At 60.9% G+C, this 17,819-nt stretch carries 15 protein-coding genes and 4 pseudogenes; 11 read left to right on the top strand and 8 right to left on the bottom strand.

Going from position 1 to position 17,819, the window contains the following annotated elements:
- Positions 1–245 precede the first annotated feature (245 nt).
- Positions 246–1,079, top strand: coding sequence for a tetratricopeptide repeat protein (locus ABD654_RS06185; protein WP_344703322.1), 834 nt, complete (start codon positions 246–248; stop codon positions 1,077–1,079).
- 139 nt (positions 1,080–1,218) lie between these two features.
- Here ABD654_RS06185 and ABD654_RS06180 read toward each other — a convergent pair whose 3' ends face one another.
- The 8 genes and pseudogenes from ABD654_RS06180 to ABD654_RS06145 all read right to left on the bottom strand — a co-directional run bounded on the left by ABD654_RS06180 (position 1,219) and on the right by ABD654_RS06145 (position 8,279).
- Positions 1,219–1,953, bottom strand: coding sequence for an anaerobic ribonucleoside-triphosphate reductase activating protein (locus ABD654_RS06180; RefSeq protein ID WP_311883918.1), 735 nt, complete (start codon positions 1,951–1,953; stop codon positions 1,219–1,221).
- Between the two features lie 50 nt (positions 1,954–2,003).
- Positions 2,004–2,165, bottom strand: coding sequence for an anaerobic ribonucleoside-triphosphate reductase (nrdD, locus tag ABD654_RS06175; protein ID WP_017428931.1), 162 nt, complete (start codon positions 2,163–2,165; stop codon positions 2,004–2,006).
- Positions 2,166–2,213: 48 nt separating this feature from the next.
- Positions 2,214–3,938 (bottom strand): ribonucleoside triphosphate reductase, encoded by a 1,725-nt coding sequence (locus ABD654_RS06170; protein WP_344703325.1) that lies wholly within the window; start codon positions 3,936–3,938, stop codon positions 2,214–2,216.
- A gap of 746 nt (positions 3,939–4,684) precedes the next feature.
- Positions 4,685–5,908: pseudogene (locus ABD654_RS06165) on the bottom strand (ISL3 family transposase).
- A 418-nt stretch (positions 5,909–6,326) separates the two neighbouring features.
- A complete protein-coding gene (locus ABD654_RS06160) occupies positions 6,327–6,899 on the bottom strand; it encodes a cytochrome b (RefSeq protein ID WP_311883922.1) in 573 nt (190 codons plus the stop codon).
- Positions 6,900–6,927: 28 nt separating this feature from the next.
- Positions 6,928–7,479 (bottom strand): cytochrome b/b6 domain-containing protein, encoded by a 552-nt coding sequence (locus ABD654_RS06155; protein ID WP_311883924.1) that lies wholly within the window; start codon positions 7,477–7,479, stop codon positions 6,928–6,930.
- Positions 7,472–7,744 (bottom strand): PepSY domain-containing protein, encoded by a 273-nt coding sequence (locus ABD654_RS06150; RefSeq protein WP_344703316.1) that lies wholly within the window; start codon positions 7,742–7,744, stop codon positions 7,472–7,474. Before ABD654_RS06150 ends, ABD654_RS06155 begins: the two co-directional genes overlap by 8 nt.
- A gap of 259 nt (positions 7,745–8,003) precedes the next feature.
- The gene (locus ABD654_RS06145; RefSeq protein ID WP_311883925.1) at positions 8,004–8,279 is read right to left on the bottom strand and encodes a hypothetical protein; all 276 of its coding nucleotides are present in this window, start codon (positions 8,277–8,279) and stop codon (positions 8,004–8,006) included.
- Between the two features lie 155 nt (positions 8,280–8,434).
- Between ABD654_RS06145 and ABD654_RS06140 the strand changes: the two are divergent.
- From ABD654_RS06140 to ABD654_RS06095, 10 genes and pseudogenes are all read left to right on the top strand, one after another.
- Positions 8,435–8,731 (top strand): annotated as a pseudogene (locus ABD654_RS06140) (DDE-type integrase/transposase/recombinase); the annotation flags it as partial.
- 225 nt (positions 8,732–8,956) lie between these two features.
- A complete protein-coding gene (locus ABD654_RS06135; RefSeq protein WP_027962683.1) occupies positions 8,957–9,619 on the top strand; it encodes a response regulator in 663 nt (220 codons plus the stop codon).
- Positions 9,616–11,034, top strand: a complete 1,419-nt coding sequence (locus tag ABD654_RS06130; RefSeq protein ID WP_311883926.1) for an ATP-binding protein — start codon at positions 9,616–9,618, stop codon at positions 11,032–11,034. The genes ABD654_RS06135 and ABD654_RS06130 overlap by 4 nt, the downstream gene beginning before the upstream one ends.
- 78 nt (positions 11,035–11,112) lie before the next feature.
- Positions 11,113–11,274: pseudogene (locus ABD654_RS06125) on the top strand (transposase); the annotation flags it as partial.
- Positions 11,275–11,305: 31 nt separating this feature from the next.
- The gene (locus ABD654_RS06120) at positions 11,306–11,497 is read left to right on the top strand and encodes a ferredoxin reductase domain-containing protein (protein WP_311883927.1); all 192 of its coding nucleotides are present in this window, start codon (positions 11,306–11,308) and stop codon (positions 11,495–11,497) included.
- A 218-nt stretch (positions 11,498–11,715) separates the two neighbouring features.
- Positions 11,716–12,270 (top strand): TetR/AcrR family transcriptional regulator, encoded by a 555-nt coding sequence (locus tag ABD654_RS06115; protein ID WP_425552731.1) that lies wholly within the window; start codon positions 11,716–11,718, stop codon positions 12,268–12,270.
- The gene (locus ABD654_RS06110) at positions 12,267–13,634 is read left to right on the top strand and encodes an efflux RND transporter periplasmic adaptor subunit (RefSeq protein WP_027962675.1); all 1,368 of its coding nucleotides are present in this window, start codon (positions 12,267–12,269) and stop codon (positions 13,632–13,634) included. The genes ABD654_RS06115 and ABD654_RS06110 overlap by 4 nt, the downstream gene beginning before the upstream one ends.
- On the top strand, positions 13,631–16,738 hold the full coding sequence (locus ABD654_RS06105; RefSeq protein ID WP_344703304.1) for an efflux RND transporter permease subunit: 3,108 nt from the start codon (positions 13,631–13,633) through the stop codon (positions 16,736–16,738). The genes ABD654_RS06110 and ABD654_RS06105 overlap by 4 nt, the downstream gene beginning before the upstream one ends.
- Positions 16,739–16,815: 77 nt before the next feature.
- Positions 16,816–17,337 carry a cytochrome c gene (locus ABD654_RS06100; protein ID WP_084286595.1) on the top strand — a complete coding sequence of 174 codons (522 nt, stop codon included), beginning with the start codon at positions 16,816–16,818 and terminating at the stop codon, positions 17,335–17,337.
- Positions 17,338–17,502: 165 nt separating this feature from the next.
- Positions 17,503–17,707 (top strand): annotated as a pseudogene (locus tag ABD654_RS06095) (IS481 family transposase); the annotation flags it as partial.
- Positions 17,708–17,819 lie beyond the last annotated feature (112 nt).

The raw sequence follows: 17,819 nt of genomic DNA, 5'->3' as shown, positions 1-17,819 counted from the left end.
GCGAGAGGTCCTCTTGAATCAAGTTCTGGCTGGAACATCCTGATTCTACAAGAGAAACCCCTCGCCATCTTTATTTTCAAGCCAGCCTCATGAATAAGCCGGGCTAAGGGGTGTAAATAGCGTACGGAGACACTGCCAGAGCGAACGACGCCGCCCAGACCCCTGACACGCAGCGGCCAAGGAAAACAAAGCACCGGGGAAATGGCTCTCCTGGGAAGACTCCACCAGGCGGGCAAGGAGGCATGATGGAGCTGGATACCGTGTTACGGGCCCTGCTGTGTGTCAGCCCCGTGATCGCAGGGGTGGTATTGGTGATCTACGCCCGTTCGCTTACTGGCGTTAACGGGTTCGACGACCTCAGTCAGAGCGATACTAAACACCGCGCTGAACAAGGCGATGCCCAAGCGCAGAACAATTTTGGCGCCATGTACCTCAACGGCAGGGGCGTTTTTCCTCGGAACACCACTAAAGCTGCTGAGTGGTTCCGCCAAGCCGCGGAACAGGGCCTTGCCTCCGCGCAGCACAATCTGGGCGTCATGTACCACAACGGCATAGGAGTTCCCCAAGACTACACCCAGGCTGCTGAGTGGTTCCGCCAGGCCGCGGAACAGGACTTTGCCGCCGCGCAGTACAATCTAGCCGTCATGTACGACAAAGGCAGGGGCATCCCCCAGGACGACACCCAAGCCGTCGAGTGGTACCACCAGGCGGCGGAACAGGGTTTTGCCGGCGCGCAGCACAATTTGGGCGTCATGTACGTCAACGGCAGGGGCGTCACCCAGGACGACACCCAAGCTGTCAAGTGGTACCGCCAGGCCGCGGAACAGGGCATTGCCGACGCGCAGCACAACCTGGGCATTATGTACCTCAAAGGCGAGGGTGTTTCCCAGGACGATACTCAAGCCGCTGAATGGACTCGCCAGGCCGCGGAACAGGGCATTATCGAGGCGCAATTCGGTCTCGGCTTGTTATATGGCGAAGGCAGGGGCGTTCCCCAGAACTACACTCAAGCCATCAAGTGGTTCTTCCGGGCGCAGCGGAACAGGGCCTTGCAGAAGCTCAAAAAAATCCTGACATGAGGGACGACCAGGATCAGAGCCTGGTTTTCCAGCATTTTCTCGGCGCTGCTGTCCCAGCGATCCGTGGTGGAGACGATCAGCCACTTGCTGAAAATGACAGTAACGGCGAGCAGGCGTCGAAAGAGGCTCCGCAACCGAACTAAACCACTCCTTCGCGCAGCTCCAGGTGTTGAAAGGCAGGCTGCAGGCGATGCACGAGATCGTGCAGCTCGGCAGTCGTCGGGGCCGTTGTCACCGGTTGAGTGTAGGCTTCTTCCAGACACTGCTGAGGGCGTGCCATCTGGATAGCATAATGCGTCACTCCCTGCGCCGACAGCGATAGGGCCAAATCGCGTAGCGATGCCAGGGTCCAGTCGCGCCAGTGGACGGTCGTGCGGCACTCGAAGGCGACATCGCTGGCCAGTAGCTGGGCCAGACTCTCCCGATGGGCAGCAGCCATACCGCGTCGGCCGACAATGACGTCGAAGTTTTCGGCGCTACCCTTCACGTCCAGCCCCACCCAGTCGAGCCAGGGCAGCAGCGCCTTCAGGCGCCGGGGATAAACGCCGGCAGTGTGCAACCCGACCCTGAAGCCCAGGGCGCGAACCCGCGCGGCGGCCAGCGGCAAATCAGCATGCAGCATAGGCTCGCCGCCGCTGAACACGACGCCTTCCAGCAAGCCACGGCGCCTGTCAAGGAAGGCCTCGATCTCCGCCCACTCATCGGGCTTGGCCTTTCTCGGTTCGAGCATCTGCGGGTTATGACAGTAGCCGCAGCGCAAGGGGCAGCCCTGCAGGAAAACCACGCAGGCGAGGTGGTCGGGATAGTCCAGGGTGGTCATGGGTGTCAGGCCGGCCACAGGCAACTGCGGCCGACGGGATTCAATGGGGGACATAGCGGCAAATTCCGACCGGACGCCCGCAGGCGTCCGGCGTGGTGGTGGGTTTAACGGGTGGTGGCGTGCTCCCGGAAGTGGCAGCGCTCGTAGTGTTCGGACTGCTTGCCGTGGTTGAACTGGCTGACCGGGCGGTGATAGCCCATCACCCGAGTCCAGATTTCGCAGCGCTGACGCTGTTCGGTGGGCAGGGTTTCGGTGGAGTGGTTCATGAAAAGCTCCTCTTTACGATGATGACCCGTTCACGGGTCGGCAATGCCTCAGGCCGGGGTATCGGCCTGGGAGGCGCGCTGTGCCAGAAGGGCGTCGTCGCACTTCGGGCAGAACTCGTGTTCGCCGGCCAGATAGCCGTGCACCGGACAGATCGAGAAGGTCGGCGTCACGGTGAGATAGGGGAGGTGAAAGCTCGATAGAGCGGTGTGGACCAGCTTCCTGCAGGCGCTGGCCGAAGAGAGCCGCTCGCGCATGTAGAGATGCAGCACGGTGCCGCCGGTATAGCGCGTCTGCAGCGGATCCTGGTGGATCAGCGCCTCGAAGGGATCGTCGGTATGGCCTACCGGCAGCTGGCTGGAGTTGGTGTAGTAAGGCGCCTGGGCCGTCCCGGCCTGCAGAATACCGGGAAAGCGCTTGGCGTCCTCCTTGGCGAAACGGTAGGTGGTCCCCTCGGCCGGGGTTGCCTCCAGGTTGTAGAGGTGACCGGTGCTCTCCTGGAACTCACGCATCCGCTCACGCACATGCTCCAACACCTCGACCGCCAGCTGCTGTCCCTCAGGGTCGGCGATATCGTAGTAATCGTCGCTGATATTGCGCGCCATCTCGTTGAGGCCGTTTACCCCCAGGGTCGAGAAATGATTGTGCAGCGTGCCCAGGTAGCGTTGGCTGTAGGGATAAAGGCCGCCGTCCATCCACTTCTGGATGCATTCGCGCTTGATCTCCAGGCTGTCGCGGCCCAGCTCGAGCAGCCGGTCCAGCTCGGCATAGAGCCCCGCCCGGTCACCGGCAAAGCGGTGGCCCAGGCGTGCGCAGTTGATCGTCACCACGCCCAGCGAGCCGGTCTGCTCGGCGCTGCCGAACAGGCCGTTGCCGCGCTTGAACAGCTCGCTGAGATCCAGCTGCAGCCGGCAGCACATGGAACGCACCATGTGCGGCTCCAGGTCCGAGTTGAGGAAGTTCTGGAAGTACGGCAGGCCGTACTTGGCGGTTAGCGCAAAGAGCCGCTCGGCGTTGTCGCTGTGCCAGTCGAAGTCGTGCGTGATGTTGTAGGTGGGGATCGGAAAGGTGAACGTCCGGCCGCGGCAGTCCCCTGCCTCCATCACCTCCAGATAGGCGCGGTTGAGCAGGTCCATCTCGGCCTGCAGCTCGCCGTAGGTGAAGGGTTGCTCCTGGCCGCTGATGACCGGCACCTGGTCGCGCAGGTCCGCCGGGCAGACCCAGTCGAAGGTCAGATTGGTGAACGGCGTCTGGCTGCCCCAGCGCGAGGGCACGTTGAGGTTGTAGATGAACTCCTGCACCGCCTGCTTCACTGCCGGGTAGTCGAGCCGGTCGAGGCGCACGAAGGGCGCCAGATAGGTGTCGAAAGAGCTGAACGCCTGGGCGCCGGCCCACTCATTCTGCAAGGTGCCGAGGAAATTGACCATCTGCCCCAGGGCACTGGAAAGGTGCCGGGGCGGCGCGCTCTCTGCCCGGCCCGGCACGCCATTGAAGCCTTCGGTCAGCAGGGTGCGCAGCGACCAGCCGGCGCAGTAGCCGCTGAGCATATCCAGATCGTGGATATGCAGGTCGCCCTCGCGATGGGCGTCGCCCACCGCGGCGGGGTAGACCTCGTCCAGCCAGTAGTTGGCGATCAGCTTGCCCGAGGCGTTGAGAATCAGCCCGCCCAGGGAATAGCCCTGATTGGCGTTGGCATTGACGCGCCAGTCGGCGCGCTGCAGATATTCATTGATCGTCGATGCCACCCCGACGGTACCAGGCTGCGGGCTTTCCATGGAGCACTCCTTCACTGACCGGATTTCTATATATGGTATCAAGCATAAACAAAAACACCATATGTTGTGCCTATGGAGTCTAGGTACTTCCCGGCGGCAAAAAAATGATCCAGGTCATTAATAGGCGGGTGAGAGGGATTCGCACTTCTTGCCTGCCTGTCAGAAACCATCCCGGCAGTCCTTCGGACGGGCGCGCCGTTCTGCTTGCGCTGGCAACCTATGGGAAGCGAGTCCCGGAGTCTCTGGAACGTTTGCACGACGAGTTTGCCCAGTGATCATTATCGGGAGACGATTGCGCTAGCTCATCGGGTGAGGCATCCGGTGTGCAGCGGATTTGTTAACGAAACGTGTCAGCAGACCTCTGCACGATCCTCGAAATTGTTCAGAACTCCTGTGCACGATGCAGACTGTCCGGGAAACACTCGGCTATCGGACACCCGCACAGGTGTTTCTGGGAGAATACTCAGGAGCCTTGGATACTGCAGGTGCTGCGCTTATTGTTTGAATTCAATATCATCTGCTAAAGATGCTATTAAAAAAATGGGTTTAAATATTTAATTACAATTAACTCAACTTCTCGCATTGCCAATACGCCGGATTTTTATGAGACACTATTGTCTGGAGCCAAAGTTATACCAAATGCCTCCTCCCCAGCTCAAAGATAAAACACGTTGAGTAACGAGCGACTCAAGATATTAGCTGTCGGGTTCCGCGTGATTGACGGCTCTTTTGGGTTCTTCGTCACTTCATGTGGATTGAGTGTGATTCAGCATGCGCCCCACAGGGCTACCGATCAGATAGATCATGGCGATGAAGTTGGCCTCGTTCCGATAGCCGCGTGCACGTGACCTGGCGGCCAGGAACAGACCGTTCATGCCTTCCAGGTGCGGTTGGTCAGGCCGGAGAGCCAGCGCCTTACCACCTGCTCGGCATCTCGTTCCAGCGTATTCAGGGCTTTCGCCATCGGTTTCAGGAGCGCGTTGTCGGCCACTGCAACGCGCATCACGTTCAGGTAGTGGGTGATCCGCCAGCGAGCGCCTCGTGGCGTCGGCGCCTGTTGGATCCACCTCAGCTTCTCCTTGATGATCCAGGCTTCCGCCGTGGCGCTACGGTCACTTACTAGCTCCTGGAGGGCGGTGACCTGGTTGGCTGTCAGGTTGCCGGCCTCGGTGTTCTTCAGCACCGCCCAGCGCAGTGCCTTGGGATGAGTTTGTTGGCGGCGCTCTCGCTTGCGGACCTCGTCCAGGGGCCTTGGTGAAAGTCTGCACGATGTGGAACCAGTCGACCGTCATTTCGGCGCTGGGCAGGTGCTCGGCCACGCTACTCAGGAAGGCCTGGGACATGTCACAGACGACTTCGACCACGTTGTCCGGGTCGCCGCCTGGAAGGCGCTGAAGGCCTCGATGGCGGCTTGCCATGGCCAGGCACAGCACAGATCACCGGCTCCTGAGGACGCTGCATGTCAAGGAGCACGGTGACATGGCGCTGGCCGCGTCGTGAGGCCGTCTCATCCAGGCCGGTAGCCGCGACCTCGGACAGCATCCGTCCCACATAGTAGTGCACGATGCGCCACAGGCGCTTGTCGGCAATCTCCAGCTGCCGGGAGACGGCCAGCACCGGCATCTCCTTGATCAGCGATATGGCAGCCTGCTCGAACAACAGGGTAAAGTCACTGCCGGGCCGTGCCCAGGGCACCTCGATGCGCTTGACACCATGCTCTTGGCACTTGGGACGCGTGCATGCAGATAGCAGTGGTGCTGGAAGAAGTTCAGATGCCGCCAGGTCTTGTCGGCGAAGTCATGGGCCGGGCAGGCCTGGCCGTACTCCGGGTAAGGGTAGAGGCTGCCTCGCTCAGCCTCGACATAGGGGTCCAGGCGATGAGGCGACACGGCGGTATCCAGGTGCTGGTCCTTGAGAACCCAGAGCGCTTCAAGGCCCAGGCCGAGGGGTAGAATCTGAGTGCCGTCCATGCTCTATCTCCTGTCCATGTGGAGGTCATATCCTGGCCCGGCTCAGGGGCGAATTCCACATCCAGCGACGAAGAGCCCCTTTTCATGGCAGTAGGCGCCCATCTCGGCTTCTGATGGGGGCCGTTTCAATCACCATGGCCAACTTGGCATCGGCCGACCATTCGTCTCCGGTTTTACGCTTGCCAGGCACAGACATTCCTTGTTGTCGGCATGTTTTCAGCCAACCATACAGGGTTGATCCTCGATGTCTGCTTCGGCGGCGACCGACGCCACACTACGGTTGTCTAGCGGCAACAATTGCTTTAGCACTACGGCCTTGCGTTCCTCGGAATAATGTGGCATGAACCATCCTATGCTGCCCATTCTGAGGTTAATTCAGGCGAAATCGCCAACTGGACAACTAAGCTGACAGAGGGGGTTACTTTGTTCCGTTATTCGGACTCCGCAGCGACGATCTTGCAGTCATGCGCTGGAGCGTATCGTCATGTTTGACGAAATGGTGATACAGCGCCGCTCCCAAATGGCCGAGTACCAGGGCCACGAATAGCCAGGAAATCGGCGCGTGCGATTCGCCTAGCATGATCGCCCAGGACATTTCCGTCTCGCGCTCGGCGAGAAGCTGGAGGCCGAAAAACCCCAGGGAATGGCCCTCGCCCACCATGATCAGAATGCCCGTCACCGGCATCAGTATCATGCAAACATAGAGCAAGAGATGCCCGCCTTTCGCCATCAGCTGCATGGCATGACGACCGCGGAGCTCTGGGCGATGTTCCCGCTGCCCCAGCATCCAGAGGACCCGCAGTGACACCAGAACGAGCAGTAGCAGCCCGATATCGACGTGCCAAGGAACGATGGTGTTGCCGATCCAGTGTTCACCGTCATTGATGTAGCCGCCGAGCGCCATGAACTGGGCGATGATGAGAAGCGCCATCGCCCAATGAAACAAAAGACTGACAGCGCCATAACGCCGGCGAGTATCGTGATAAGTCATTGATGCCTCCTATTACAGATGCCGTTGCTCAACGCCGTTTGTGACCGGTCACCATGGAACGAACCAGATTTTCTCGATGATGCACGCTTTCGTAGATCGCCGCCGCCACGTGCAGCGCGATCGCCACAAGGGTGATGTTCACCGCTATCTCGTGCACTTCTTCGATCGTCTCGCTGCCCCATCCCCAGTCGGTGGTCAGCAGCCAGCCGCTGACGCCGATCACACCGACGGCCGCGAGCAGGAAAAGGATCATGATCGCCGCCGCAGGATTATGACCAATATAGCGCGGCTCCTGTCCTTTCAGGGCGCGCCGCAGATAGTCGCTCAGGCGCTTGGGGCCCGACACGAAGTCACTGAAGCGTGCATGACGACTGCCGATCACGCCCCAGACCAGGCGAAAAAACACCAGCCCTAGGGCGACATAGCCGGACCATTCGTGGATGTCGCGGTTGCTGTCCGGAGTGAAGTAGGCGACGGCAAACGCCGCCACTAGGCTCCAATGAAAGACGCGCACCGCCGGATCCCAGACCTTGACCCGGTTGTCCCGGGTCACGGCGCTCGCTTTCGGGGTGTCAGTCATTGCGATACTCCTTTACGACCTCGCCGTTGACTGGGTTGAAGTAGATCTCGACTTTCACACCTTCTTTGTCCTCGCCGTAAATCTCGTAGCAGTTGCCATCGGTCACCTTGAACTCGTCGATGGTGTAGCCTTGATCGGTCAGCTCCTGCTGCATGGCGCCCTGGGACGTCCACTCGGACTCCGGCGCCTCGGTGCATTGCGGGCCCGCGACAGCGGCAGTGGTGAACAGCAGGGCGGCGCTGGCGACGAAATGACGGATTTTCATGGTAGCTCTCCTCGTTGATTCAGGGTGCATGCTGGTTGGCATACCCGTCATCGAAACACGCTAATCTGACGCGAACCTTAACGACGAAGACTTACAACCGATCCTATGCTTCTAGTTGATACGGCAGCTGTGAGGACCGCATCATCCGTTGTTAGACGATATGTCTCTCAGTGGGCGCCGTACCGCGATGCACAATCGAATGAGAGGGGACAAATTGACATAAACTTCGGAGGCACGGGGCTTGGTCGCCATAGTCGGGTTAGGCTAGTACGTACAGCATAGCGATGGTAACGAGCGCGGCTATGGCTAAGACTTGTAAGTCATCTGCTAGCTGGGATGTATTGGGCGACGCGGCAAGCCGAAGGGAGCCGAGGCTGGCAAGCATAGCCAACATCAGTAATTCGCCATAGACAGTGCCCGCCGTGAACATGGCACCGTGTAGCAGCGCCAATATCGCAATAGGCAACATAAGAAGATTTTCACATTGAAGTCGCTGACCGACCGGCGAGCCAATTGAATAAGCAAGCATGGTCATATATAGGCTCCTCAGGCTAAAAGACTGTCTCCTTCAGACTAACCGGCGTTACTTAACGTCAGCTTAGGCCCTATCTCTTCCTCGCTACATTCCTGGGAGCATCGTGGGGTAATGAACGGGGGGGCGGCACTGTGTTCTGGTCATGAGACCTCTATGCAGCGTTGGTCATTAAGGCGCTGGATCATGCCTGGAGATCGCGCGGTAGGCCAGAAGGCCTTATATTCCACTCGGATCAGGATAGCCAGTATGCCAGCCGGTCGTTCCGTCAGCGGCTATGGCGTTACCGAATGCAGCAAAGCATGAGCTGTGGTGGCAACGGCTGGGATAACGCCCCGATGGAGCGGTTGTTCCGTAGTCTGAAAATGGAATGAGTGCCCGCGCTGAGATACACGAATCTGCACAAGGCACGTCAGGATATCGGTGACTACCTGATGGGCTACTACAATCGGCAATAACCCCATGCTTTCAACGATGATATATCGCCTATGGCGGCCGAGGAAAAGATTTAACGTACTGTCCGAAAATAGTGGATCACTACAAGATGATGACAGGTCATGGGGGATATATGACGAGGCTCTTCATGCAGACAGGACAAAAGAGAACAACGCATAATGCATGCTTAAGCAAATCTTAAGCCTGCTAGCCGATAATCGAGTCAGGACTCGTGAGGATAGACAATGCGCATACTGCTGATAGAGGATGATTCCCTGCTGGGAGACGGTGTCAAATGTGCCCTAGAGCGCCAAGGCTATGTGGTTGACTGGCTTTCTCGAGGACGCGAGGGCCTAACCGCTCTGGAAAACGAAGACTTCTCGGCGGTGATATTGGATCTGGGACTGCCGGATATCGATGGCCTGGAGGTGCTGGCGAGCGTACGCCGCACAAGCAATGTGCCCTTGCTGATTCTGACCGCGCGAGATGCGATAGAGTCACGCATTCGCGGACTGGATGCCGGAGCAGACGATTACGTGCTCAAGCCTTTTGATTTGCAGGAATTGCTGGCCCGTTTGCGGGTCGTGACTCGGCGCGCCTCCGGTCACAGCTCTTGCGAACTTAAGCTTGGCGATCTGTTAATTGATGAGGCCAGCCACAAAGTGTCCTGGCGTGACCAGGAAGTTGACTTGAGGCGGCGCGAATACGCCTTGCTGCTCGAGCTGGTACGCCATGCCGATAAAGTCCTCTCGCGCACTCGCTTGGAAAGCCTGCTCTACGGTTGGGGTGAGGGAGTGGAATCCAACGCTCTGGAGGTTCATGTGCACCACTTGCGCAAGAAACTTGACAAGCGACTGATTACCACCGTGCGTGGTATCGGCTATCGCCTGGACAGCCGGGCGACATGATTTCAATACGCCGATATCTGGTCCGCACGTTGGCCATTACCCTGATAGCGGTTAGCGCGCTGTCCGTTGTCGCGGCGTACTTGATTTCCCAGCACGAGCTTGAAGAAATTCTTGACGCTCAGCTTAGCCTCGAGGCGCGTATCATGGCGTCTTTTCTACCAGACTCACCCAATACCGAGGTATACCGTGCACTGTCTCGGCAGCTGAGCCAGCCAGACCATCCGGCGCAGCTGTATGACGACCTGCTAACTGATACGACAGCGCAGACGTCGGCAGCCGCCCTTTTCCATCATGAAGAAAAAAAGGTGGGCCTGGGCTTTTGGAACGCGCAGGGCCGCCCGCTCATGATGGGGCCTCGCTGGCACGAAACGTCCGCCTTCCCCGCGCCGCGAGAAGAAGGTTTTCGCTGGGTCGACTACGAGGGTCGGCGCTGGCGAGTCTTCAGCCTGTTTGATAGCAACAGCGAGACTTGGCTGCGTATCGGTCTCCAGCAGCGCTTCCATCAGTCCATCGTCAACCGCATCACGATCAACCATCTCTGGCCGATGCTGTTGATGATGCCACTGGCACTGTGGCTGATGATGCGCGCGATTCGTCGCGGACTCACGCCCATTGAACAATTGTCACGACAGGTACGTGGCCGGGATCAAACGGACCTGAGCCCCATCAGTCTATCGGTACCGCGGGAGCTTGACGGGCTGCATCGCGCCCTCAACGATTTTATCACCAGGCTCGGTGAAGCTCTGCAAAAGGAGCGCCGCTTTACCGCCGACGCCGCTCACGAACTGCGCACGCCCTTGGCCGGACTGAAGATCCAGTTGGATAACGCCGTCGAGGGTGAAGCGGCATCGCTGGATAAGGCCAGGATCGGTATCGAGCGATTACAGCGCGTGGTCGAGCAGCTATTGATATTGGCACGCCTGGACCAGCGTCAGCAGCATAATGTCGAGAAGATTGATGTAGGGCTGCTGGTGGAAGACCTGGCGGCGGAACTTTGGCCGTTGGCCGAGTCGCGCGGACAGACGTTGGAAATAGCCGGGACTACTCGCGCCAGGGAAGAGCCATGCTACGTGACGGCCAATGCCACCGAGCTTGGCATCCTCATACGCAACCTGTTGGACAACGCGATGCGCTATACGCCGGATGAAGGCCGCGTCACGGTCTCCCTCGACAAGGTGCCCCAGGGACTCCAGCTGATCATACGCGATACCGGCCCGGGAATACCCGAGGCTTTACTGGGATCCGTGACCCAGCGTTTTCGACGTGCCTCGTCGCAGAGTATCAGCGGTAGCGGCCTGGGACTATCGATCGCCGTCGCGTTGGCGAAACGACAGCATGCCGAGTTGAAGTTGCGAAACCATGAGCGAGGGGGGTTGGAGGTGCGACTTGAGTGGCACGATCCTTCCTCGTCCTGATGGCTTTCTCGGCATAGTCTTCAATGCCTACCTTGACGACCTAACCCCCAGGCTGGGACATGCCAACCGCGTTTGACGATGCTGGTGGCCATCGCCAAGGCGCGCTGGCAAATCGAGCGCCACTATCAGGAGCTCAAGCAGGAGTTCGGCTTGGGTCACTATGAGGGGCGCAACTGGCGAGGCTTTCACCATCACGCCAGCCTCTGCATCGCGGCATACGGGTTTCTGGTCGCTGAACGCGATCTTTTCCCGCGTCGATGAGGGTGCCTATGTGCAGGACAAGATTGCCGTGGATGGCGCGGAACTGCGCCAGCTGATCGAGAAGGGCGCGCAGATCCTAGTCTGCGGTGGCCGAGACATGGCGGCAAGCGTCATGGCGGCGCTGAACGAGGTCATCGCGCCGCTAGGCATGGACGTGGCGACGCTCAAGGCCCGGGGACGCTATCGTGAAGACATTTATTGACCTCTGGATGGATGCAGGATCCCAGGATATAGGGTCCCAAGAAAATAGTATCCCGAGAAATAGGAGCAGGATCATACAGGTAGTGCCCGACACATCCTGCTGGTAAAAAGAGCTTTTCGAAATTAAGATAGTAACTGATTACTATCTTTTGGAAGATGCTCATGGCAAGAACCCATCATCTACCCGCGGAAGAACGCAAGGAGCGGACCGTGCGTGCCATGGTGGAGCTGTGCGCTGAACAGGACCCCGCTCGCATCACCACGGCCGCCATCGCTGCACGCATGGGCGTGACCCAGGGGGCGCTGTTTCGTCATTTCACCGGCAAGGACGAGATGTGGCAGGCGGTCGTGGCCTGGATCACCGAGCGACTCATGCGGCGTCTGGATGCAGCCGTCGACCGCCGCGCGACGCCGTTGATGGCCCTGGAGGCCATGTTCATGGCGCATACCGATTTCATTGTCGAGCATCCCGGGGTGCCGCGTCTGATATTCGGGCAGCTGCAGCACGCGGAGCCGACAGATGCCACACGACTGTTACGCTCCATGCTTGCCAAATACCGCGAACGACTCGCGGCCATTCTGACAGAGGGCAGGGCAAGCGGTGAGTTGCGTGCTGACTTGAATATCGAGACGGCGGCCACCCAGTTCATCGGCACCGTGCAGGGGCTGGTGGTGCAATCCCTGATTGACGACGATGTCGCGCGCATTGCTGAACAGGCGCCCGAGGCCTTTCTGCTCTATCGACGCGCCGTCCAGGCCAGGGAGGAGACATGAGCTCGCGACTCAAGCGTTGGGGGCGTGGCCTGCTGATCGCGTTGGGGCTGGCGATTGGTATCCTGCTGATCGTGGTCTTCGTCATCAATCGCCAGACACCCTCGCGCGGCAAGGACGCCTTGAGGATACCCACGGTGCGCGTCGTTGCGGTCGAGTCGCTACCCTTCGTCGTCGAGGCGCGGGGCTACGGCACCGCGCGGCCCGCCCGCACCTGGGACGCCACTGCCAACGTGCCGGGACGTGTCGTCGAACGCCATGAGGATCTGGAGAGCGGCACGCTACTGGCAGAGGGCACCCTGCTGCTGGAGATCGATCCCAGCCGCTATCGGCTGGCCGAAGCCGAGGCCCAGGCGCAGCTGGCCAGCCTTGCCGCGGAGCAGGCGCAGCTGAAGCGGGAAGCGGAGAATACCCGGCACCTGGTCGCCCTGGAGCGTGAACGCCTGGAGCTGGCGGAGCAGGAGCTGGCGCGCATCCAGCGCCTGGCCAGCAGCGGCTCGGTATCCCGCTCGCGGCTGGGCGACGAGCGGCGCGCGACCCTGGCCCAGCGTCAGACCGTGCAGTCGCTGGAAAACGAGCTGCAGCTCATCCCTTCGCGCCGCCAGCGCCTGGAAGCGGAAGTCGAGCGTACGACCACGCGCCTGGATCAGGCGCGCCGTGATCTCGAGGATACGCGCTTCGAAGCGCCCTATGACCTGCGCCTGGGCGAGGTCGAGGCCGAGCTGCATCAGTACATCAACGCCGGTCAGCGCCTGTTCCGCGCCGAGGGCATCGAGGCCGCCGAGGTGGTGGCCCAGGTGCCGATGGACATGCTGCGCCGCCTGCTCGGCACCCAGACCGTTCGCGATGCCGAAGACGGGATCCTGGACATTGCCCAGCGGCTGGATTTCTCCGCCATCGATGCCGAGGTGACCCTGGTCGCCGGGAAGAGCGCGCGCTGGCCGGCCCGGGTCGTGCGCATCGCCAACGGCCTGGATCCGGCCACCCGCACCGCCCGGGTCGTGGTGCGGGTCGAGGAGCCCTACCGGCAGGTGGCGCCGCTGACGCAGCCTGCGCTGGTGCGCGACATGTACGTGCAGGTACGGCTGGCGTCCAGAGCGCCGAACCCGCGGATGGTGGTGCCGGCGACGGCGGTGCATCAGGGTGAAGTCTACGTGGTCGATAGCGATCAGCACCTCGTGCGCCGACCGGTGCGTGTCGCCTTCGAACAGCACGATCTGGCGGTGGTGACGGAAGGGCTCGAGGAAGGTGACAGCGTGATCGTGGACGACTTGGTGCCGGCCATCAACGGCATGGCGATCGATCCGCGACGCGATGAGGAATTGGCACGGCGTCTTCGTCGCCAGGCGTTGGGAGAGAAGTCATGATTCGCTGGTTCGCCGGTCATCCCACCGCCGCCAATCTGTTATTGATTCTGCTGCTGGCGGTGGGGCTGTTCGCCGTTCCCAACCTCAAGCGCGAGACCTTTCCCGACTACCGGCCCGGCGAGGTGGGCATCGAGGTGAAGTATCGCGGCGCTACCGCCGCGGACGTCGAGGATCAGATCTGTCGTCGCCTTCACGATGCGCTGACCGGCGTGGACTTCCTTGACGAGTTCGTCTGCGTGGCCCAGGACAATCTGGCCAGCGCCACGGCCACCATGGAGGACGATGGTGATATCGGCCGCTTCCTGGACGATATCTCTACCGAGGTTGAAGCCATCACCGACTTCCCCGAACGCGCCGACCCGCCGGTCGTGCGCGAGCTGCACCGCAGCGATCTGGTGGCGGCGGTGGCGGTGGGCGGCGACATGTCGCTGTCCGGTCTGGAGGATTATGCCAAGACGCTGGAGGATCGGCTGCTGCGCCTGCCCGGCGTGGCCAGGGTCGATATCCAGGGGCTTTCCCAGCGCCAGTGGCAGATCGAGATTCCCCAGCAGGTGCTGGGGCAGTACGGCCTCTCGGCGAGCGAGCTGGCGGCGACCCTTTCCCGCCAGAATATCGACATGCCGCTGGGCATTCTGGAAACCTCGAGCCAGGATATCCAACTGCGCTTCACCGACCAGCGCCACTCCCTGCGCGAGCTGCAGGATGTGGTGGTCGTCTCCGGCGCCGACGGGGGCGATCTGACCCTGGGCCAGATCGCCACCCTGCGGGAGACACCCGAGCGCGAGGAGGAGAAGGTTTGGTTCGACGGCCAGCGCGCCCTGGTGCTGGAGGTGCACAAGACCCTGCGCGACGATGCCCTGGACGTGATGAAGGGTCTGCAGGCGGTAGCCGAAAGCGAGCGCCAGCGCCTGGACGGCGATGTTTCGCTGACCCTGACCCAGGACATGACCAGCATCGTGCGCGACCGCCTGCAGATGCTGGTCGAAAACGGCGTCATGGGGTTTGCGCTGGTGGTGCTGGTGATGAGCCTGTTCTTTCGGCCGCGATTGGCGCTATGGGCGGTACTGGGCCTGCCGGTGGCCTTCCTGGGCGCCTTTGCGGTCATGGGACTGGCCGGATTGACGCTCAACATGATCACCCTGGTGGGGCTGCTGATGGCGATCGGTATCGTCATGGACGATGCCATCGTGATCACCGACAACATCGCCACTCAGGCTCGGAAGGCCGCGACGCCGCTGGAAGCGGTAGTCGCGGGCACCCGGGGCGTACTCCCCGGGGTGGTGTCGTCGTTTCTGACCACGGCGGCGGTCTTCGTGCCGCTCGCCTTTCTGGTCGGCGAGATGGGCGAGGTGCTCAAGGTGCTGCCGGTCGTCCTGATTGCTGCCCTGGCGGCGAGTCTGATCGAAGCCTTCTTCATTCTGCCGCATCATCTGAAGGGCAGTCTTCATCGCCTGCAGGCCGAGCCGTCACGGCTGCGCGCCGGCTTCGAGCGCCGTTTCGAGCGCTTTCGCGAGGGCGTCGGACGCCTGGTCGAGGCGGCGATTCGCTGGCGCTACGCCCTGCTGGGCAGCGTGCTGATCCTGCTGCTGGGCTCCGGCGGCTATCTTGCCGGCGGCCATATCGGCAGCGAGGCGATGCCCGAGATCGATGGCGACGTGCTCGAAGCACGCATCCTGATGCCCCAGGGCACGCCATTATCACGCACCGAGGCGGTGGCTTCCCGGGTTGAGAACGCCCTGCGCGAGATCGACGAGCGGCTGACCCCCGAGCAGCCGGATGAGACGCCCCTGGTGCGCGCCGTTCAGGTACGCTTCAACCACAATCCCAGCGCTCGCGAGGCCGGTGCCCATGTGGCCACGCTGATCGTCGATCTGCTTGGCGCCGAGCGGCGCCGCCTGAGCCTGAATGAGCTGACCGCGGCCTGGCAGAAGGAGATCGGCGATATTCCCGGCTTGCTCAGCCTGATTATTCAAGAGCCGGGATTCGGGCCGGCGGGCATTCCCATCGAGGTGCGTCTGCAGGGGGAGAGTCTGGCTGGGCTGAAGACCGCTTCGCGGGAGCTCGGCGAGCATCTCGCCGGCTATGCGGGCGTCTACAACGTCATCGATGACCTGCGGCCCGGCAAGCCCGAGCGCCGCCTGTCGCTGGCCGAAGGCGCCCACGGGCTGGGGCTGAGCGCCGAAGAGATCGCCGCGCAGCTGCGCGCCGCCATGCTCGGGCAAATCAGCGACACCCTGCGCATCGGCCAGCGGGACGTGGACATCCTGGTGCGCCATGCCGAGCAGGATCGACAGAGCCTGGATGACCTTCAGGATCTGACCGTGCAGCTTCCGGGGGGAGGCCGAGTGCCCCTTGAAGTCGTCGCCAACATCGACAAGGCCCGGGACTGGGCGCGGATCACTCGGGTCGATGGCCAGCGTACCGCTACCGTGACCGCCGACGTGGATGCGACCTTGGCCAATGCCCAGGCGGTTGTCGACGATATTCGCCGGCACTGGCTGCCCGATTTCCAGACGCGCCATCCCCAGGTGGCGGTCGCTTTCGAGGGTCAGGTCGCCCGCTCCGCGGAGACCGGCGGCTCGATCCGGCGCGCGCTGCTGATCGGTCTGCTCGGCATCTTCGTCATCCTTTCCTTCCAGTTCAGAAGCTATGTCGAACCGCTGATTGTCATGCTGTCGATCCCGCTGGCCTTCGTCGGCGCGCTCTGGGGCCATGTGGCGATGGGCTTTTATCTGTCGATGCCCTCGATGATCGGCGCGGCGTCCCTGGCCGGCATCGTGGTCAACAACGCCATCCTGCTGATTCACTTCATCAAGAGCTACCGCGCCGCGGGGCAATCCGCCATCGCCGCGGCGGGCCAGGCCAGCCGCGACCGCCTGCGCGCCATCCTGATTTCGACGAGCACCACCATCGCCGGGCTCCTGCCGCTGCTGGCCGAGACCAGCGCCCAGGCGGCGGCAGTGCAGCCGCTGGTCATTGCGGTGGTGTTTGGCCTGCTGACTTCCACCGTGCTGGTGCTGGTAGTGATTCCGGCACTCTATGTGATCTTCGACGACCTGGGCTGGGCAAGGGTAGAGGAAGCTGCGTCCGACGCCAGGCTTTAGGCAAGAGAGGCGAGTTGAGACGTTTCGATGTGCTGCCCGGTGAATGCAAGCAAATCAACGTGACCGTGAGGTAGATCATGAGTAAACGACAGACACACCGCATCATTGTATCGGCTGCCGCGCTGGCTGGCCTGACATTGAGCGCTACCGTTTTCGCGGCGCAGCCGGTAGGTCCTGATTTGACCGAGAAGCTGCGTGGGCTGCTGGTCAAGGAGATGGTCGAGGTCGAGGCGGCGATGCAGGAGACCTATAGCGCTATCATCCAGGGACGGCATGATGAGGTGGCGCAGAAGGGCCTGGCCATTCACGACAGCTTCATTCTGGAACAGTCCTTGACCAAACAGGACCGTAAGGACTTGAAGGCGGCGGTTCCCGAGGCGTTTCTGCAGATGGACACGCGCTTCCATCAACTGGCGGCGTCTCTGGCCGAAGCGGGCAAACAGCAGAATACTCAGGCTCAGGTCAATACCTTCAACCGCATGACCGAATCCTGCGTGGCCTGTCACAGCCGCTATGTGACGGACCGCTTCGAGGGTCTGGAGGAGCAGTCATTCTCCGAGGCCTGGGGGAATAACGCAGGCGAAGAGCGCCCAGAGTGATTTGCAAAGGCCATCGGTCATGTGAATAGGGTCTTGACACCTTTAGCTGGAGCCGGGCGCAGGCCGAAGTGTTTTCAGCCAGTTAAGGCTCAGTAAATGGCAACGATGCGCTGTTCTGCGGCCATGGCGGCCTTATCTAGCTCAGAGAGGGAGAGCTACGAACCCATCAGCGATGTGCTGGCGACTCGACGTATACCTCAGGAAAGACCGGGAGCAGACACTCAAACGCTATATATGGCTGTAAAATCACCTTATCTCGCAAAAAGTACTGCACCATCAATTGCCGATTACTGCGATGAAAGCATGGCAGAGCCAGCGGTCTGAGTTATTTACCAAACGAATTGTCAATCACACTGGACCCGACAGCTAAAGGGTTAGGTAAGTGCTTATTCAAAATTAATCGCGTATTCAGTGCCATAACCACCAAGTAGGCGGTGTACCTCATCACAGAGGCGATCAAAAGAGAGATAGGCTCCCAGCGG

The sequence above is a fragment of the Halomonas cibimaris genome (assembly GCF_039537045.1).
In the GTDB taxonomy this organism is placed as follows: Bacteria; Pseudomonadota; Gammaproteobacteria; order Pseudomonadales; family Halomonadaceae; genus Vreelandella; species Vreelandella cibimaris.
This window is presented reverse-complemented; position numbering and strand designations above follow the sequence as displayed.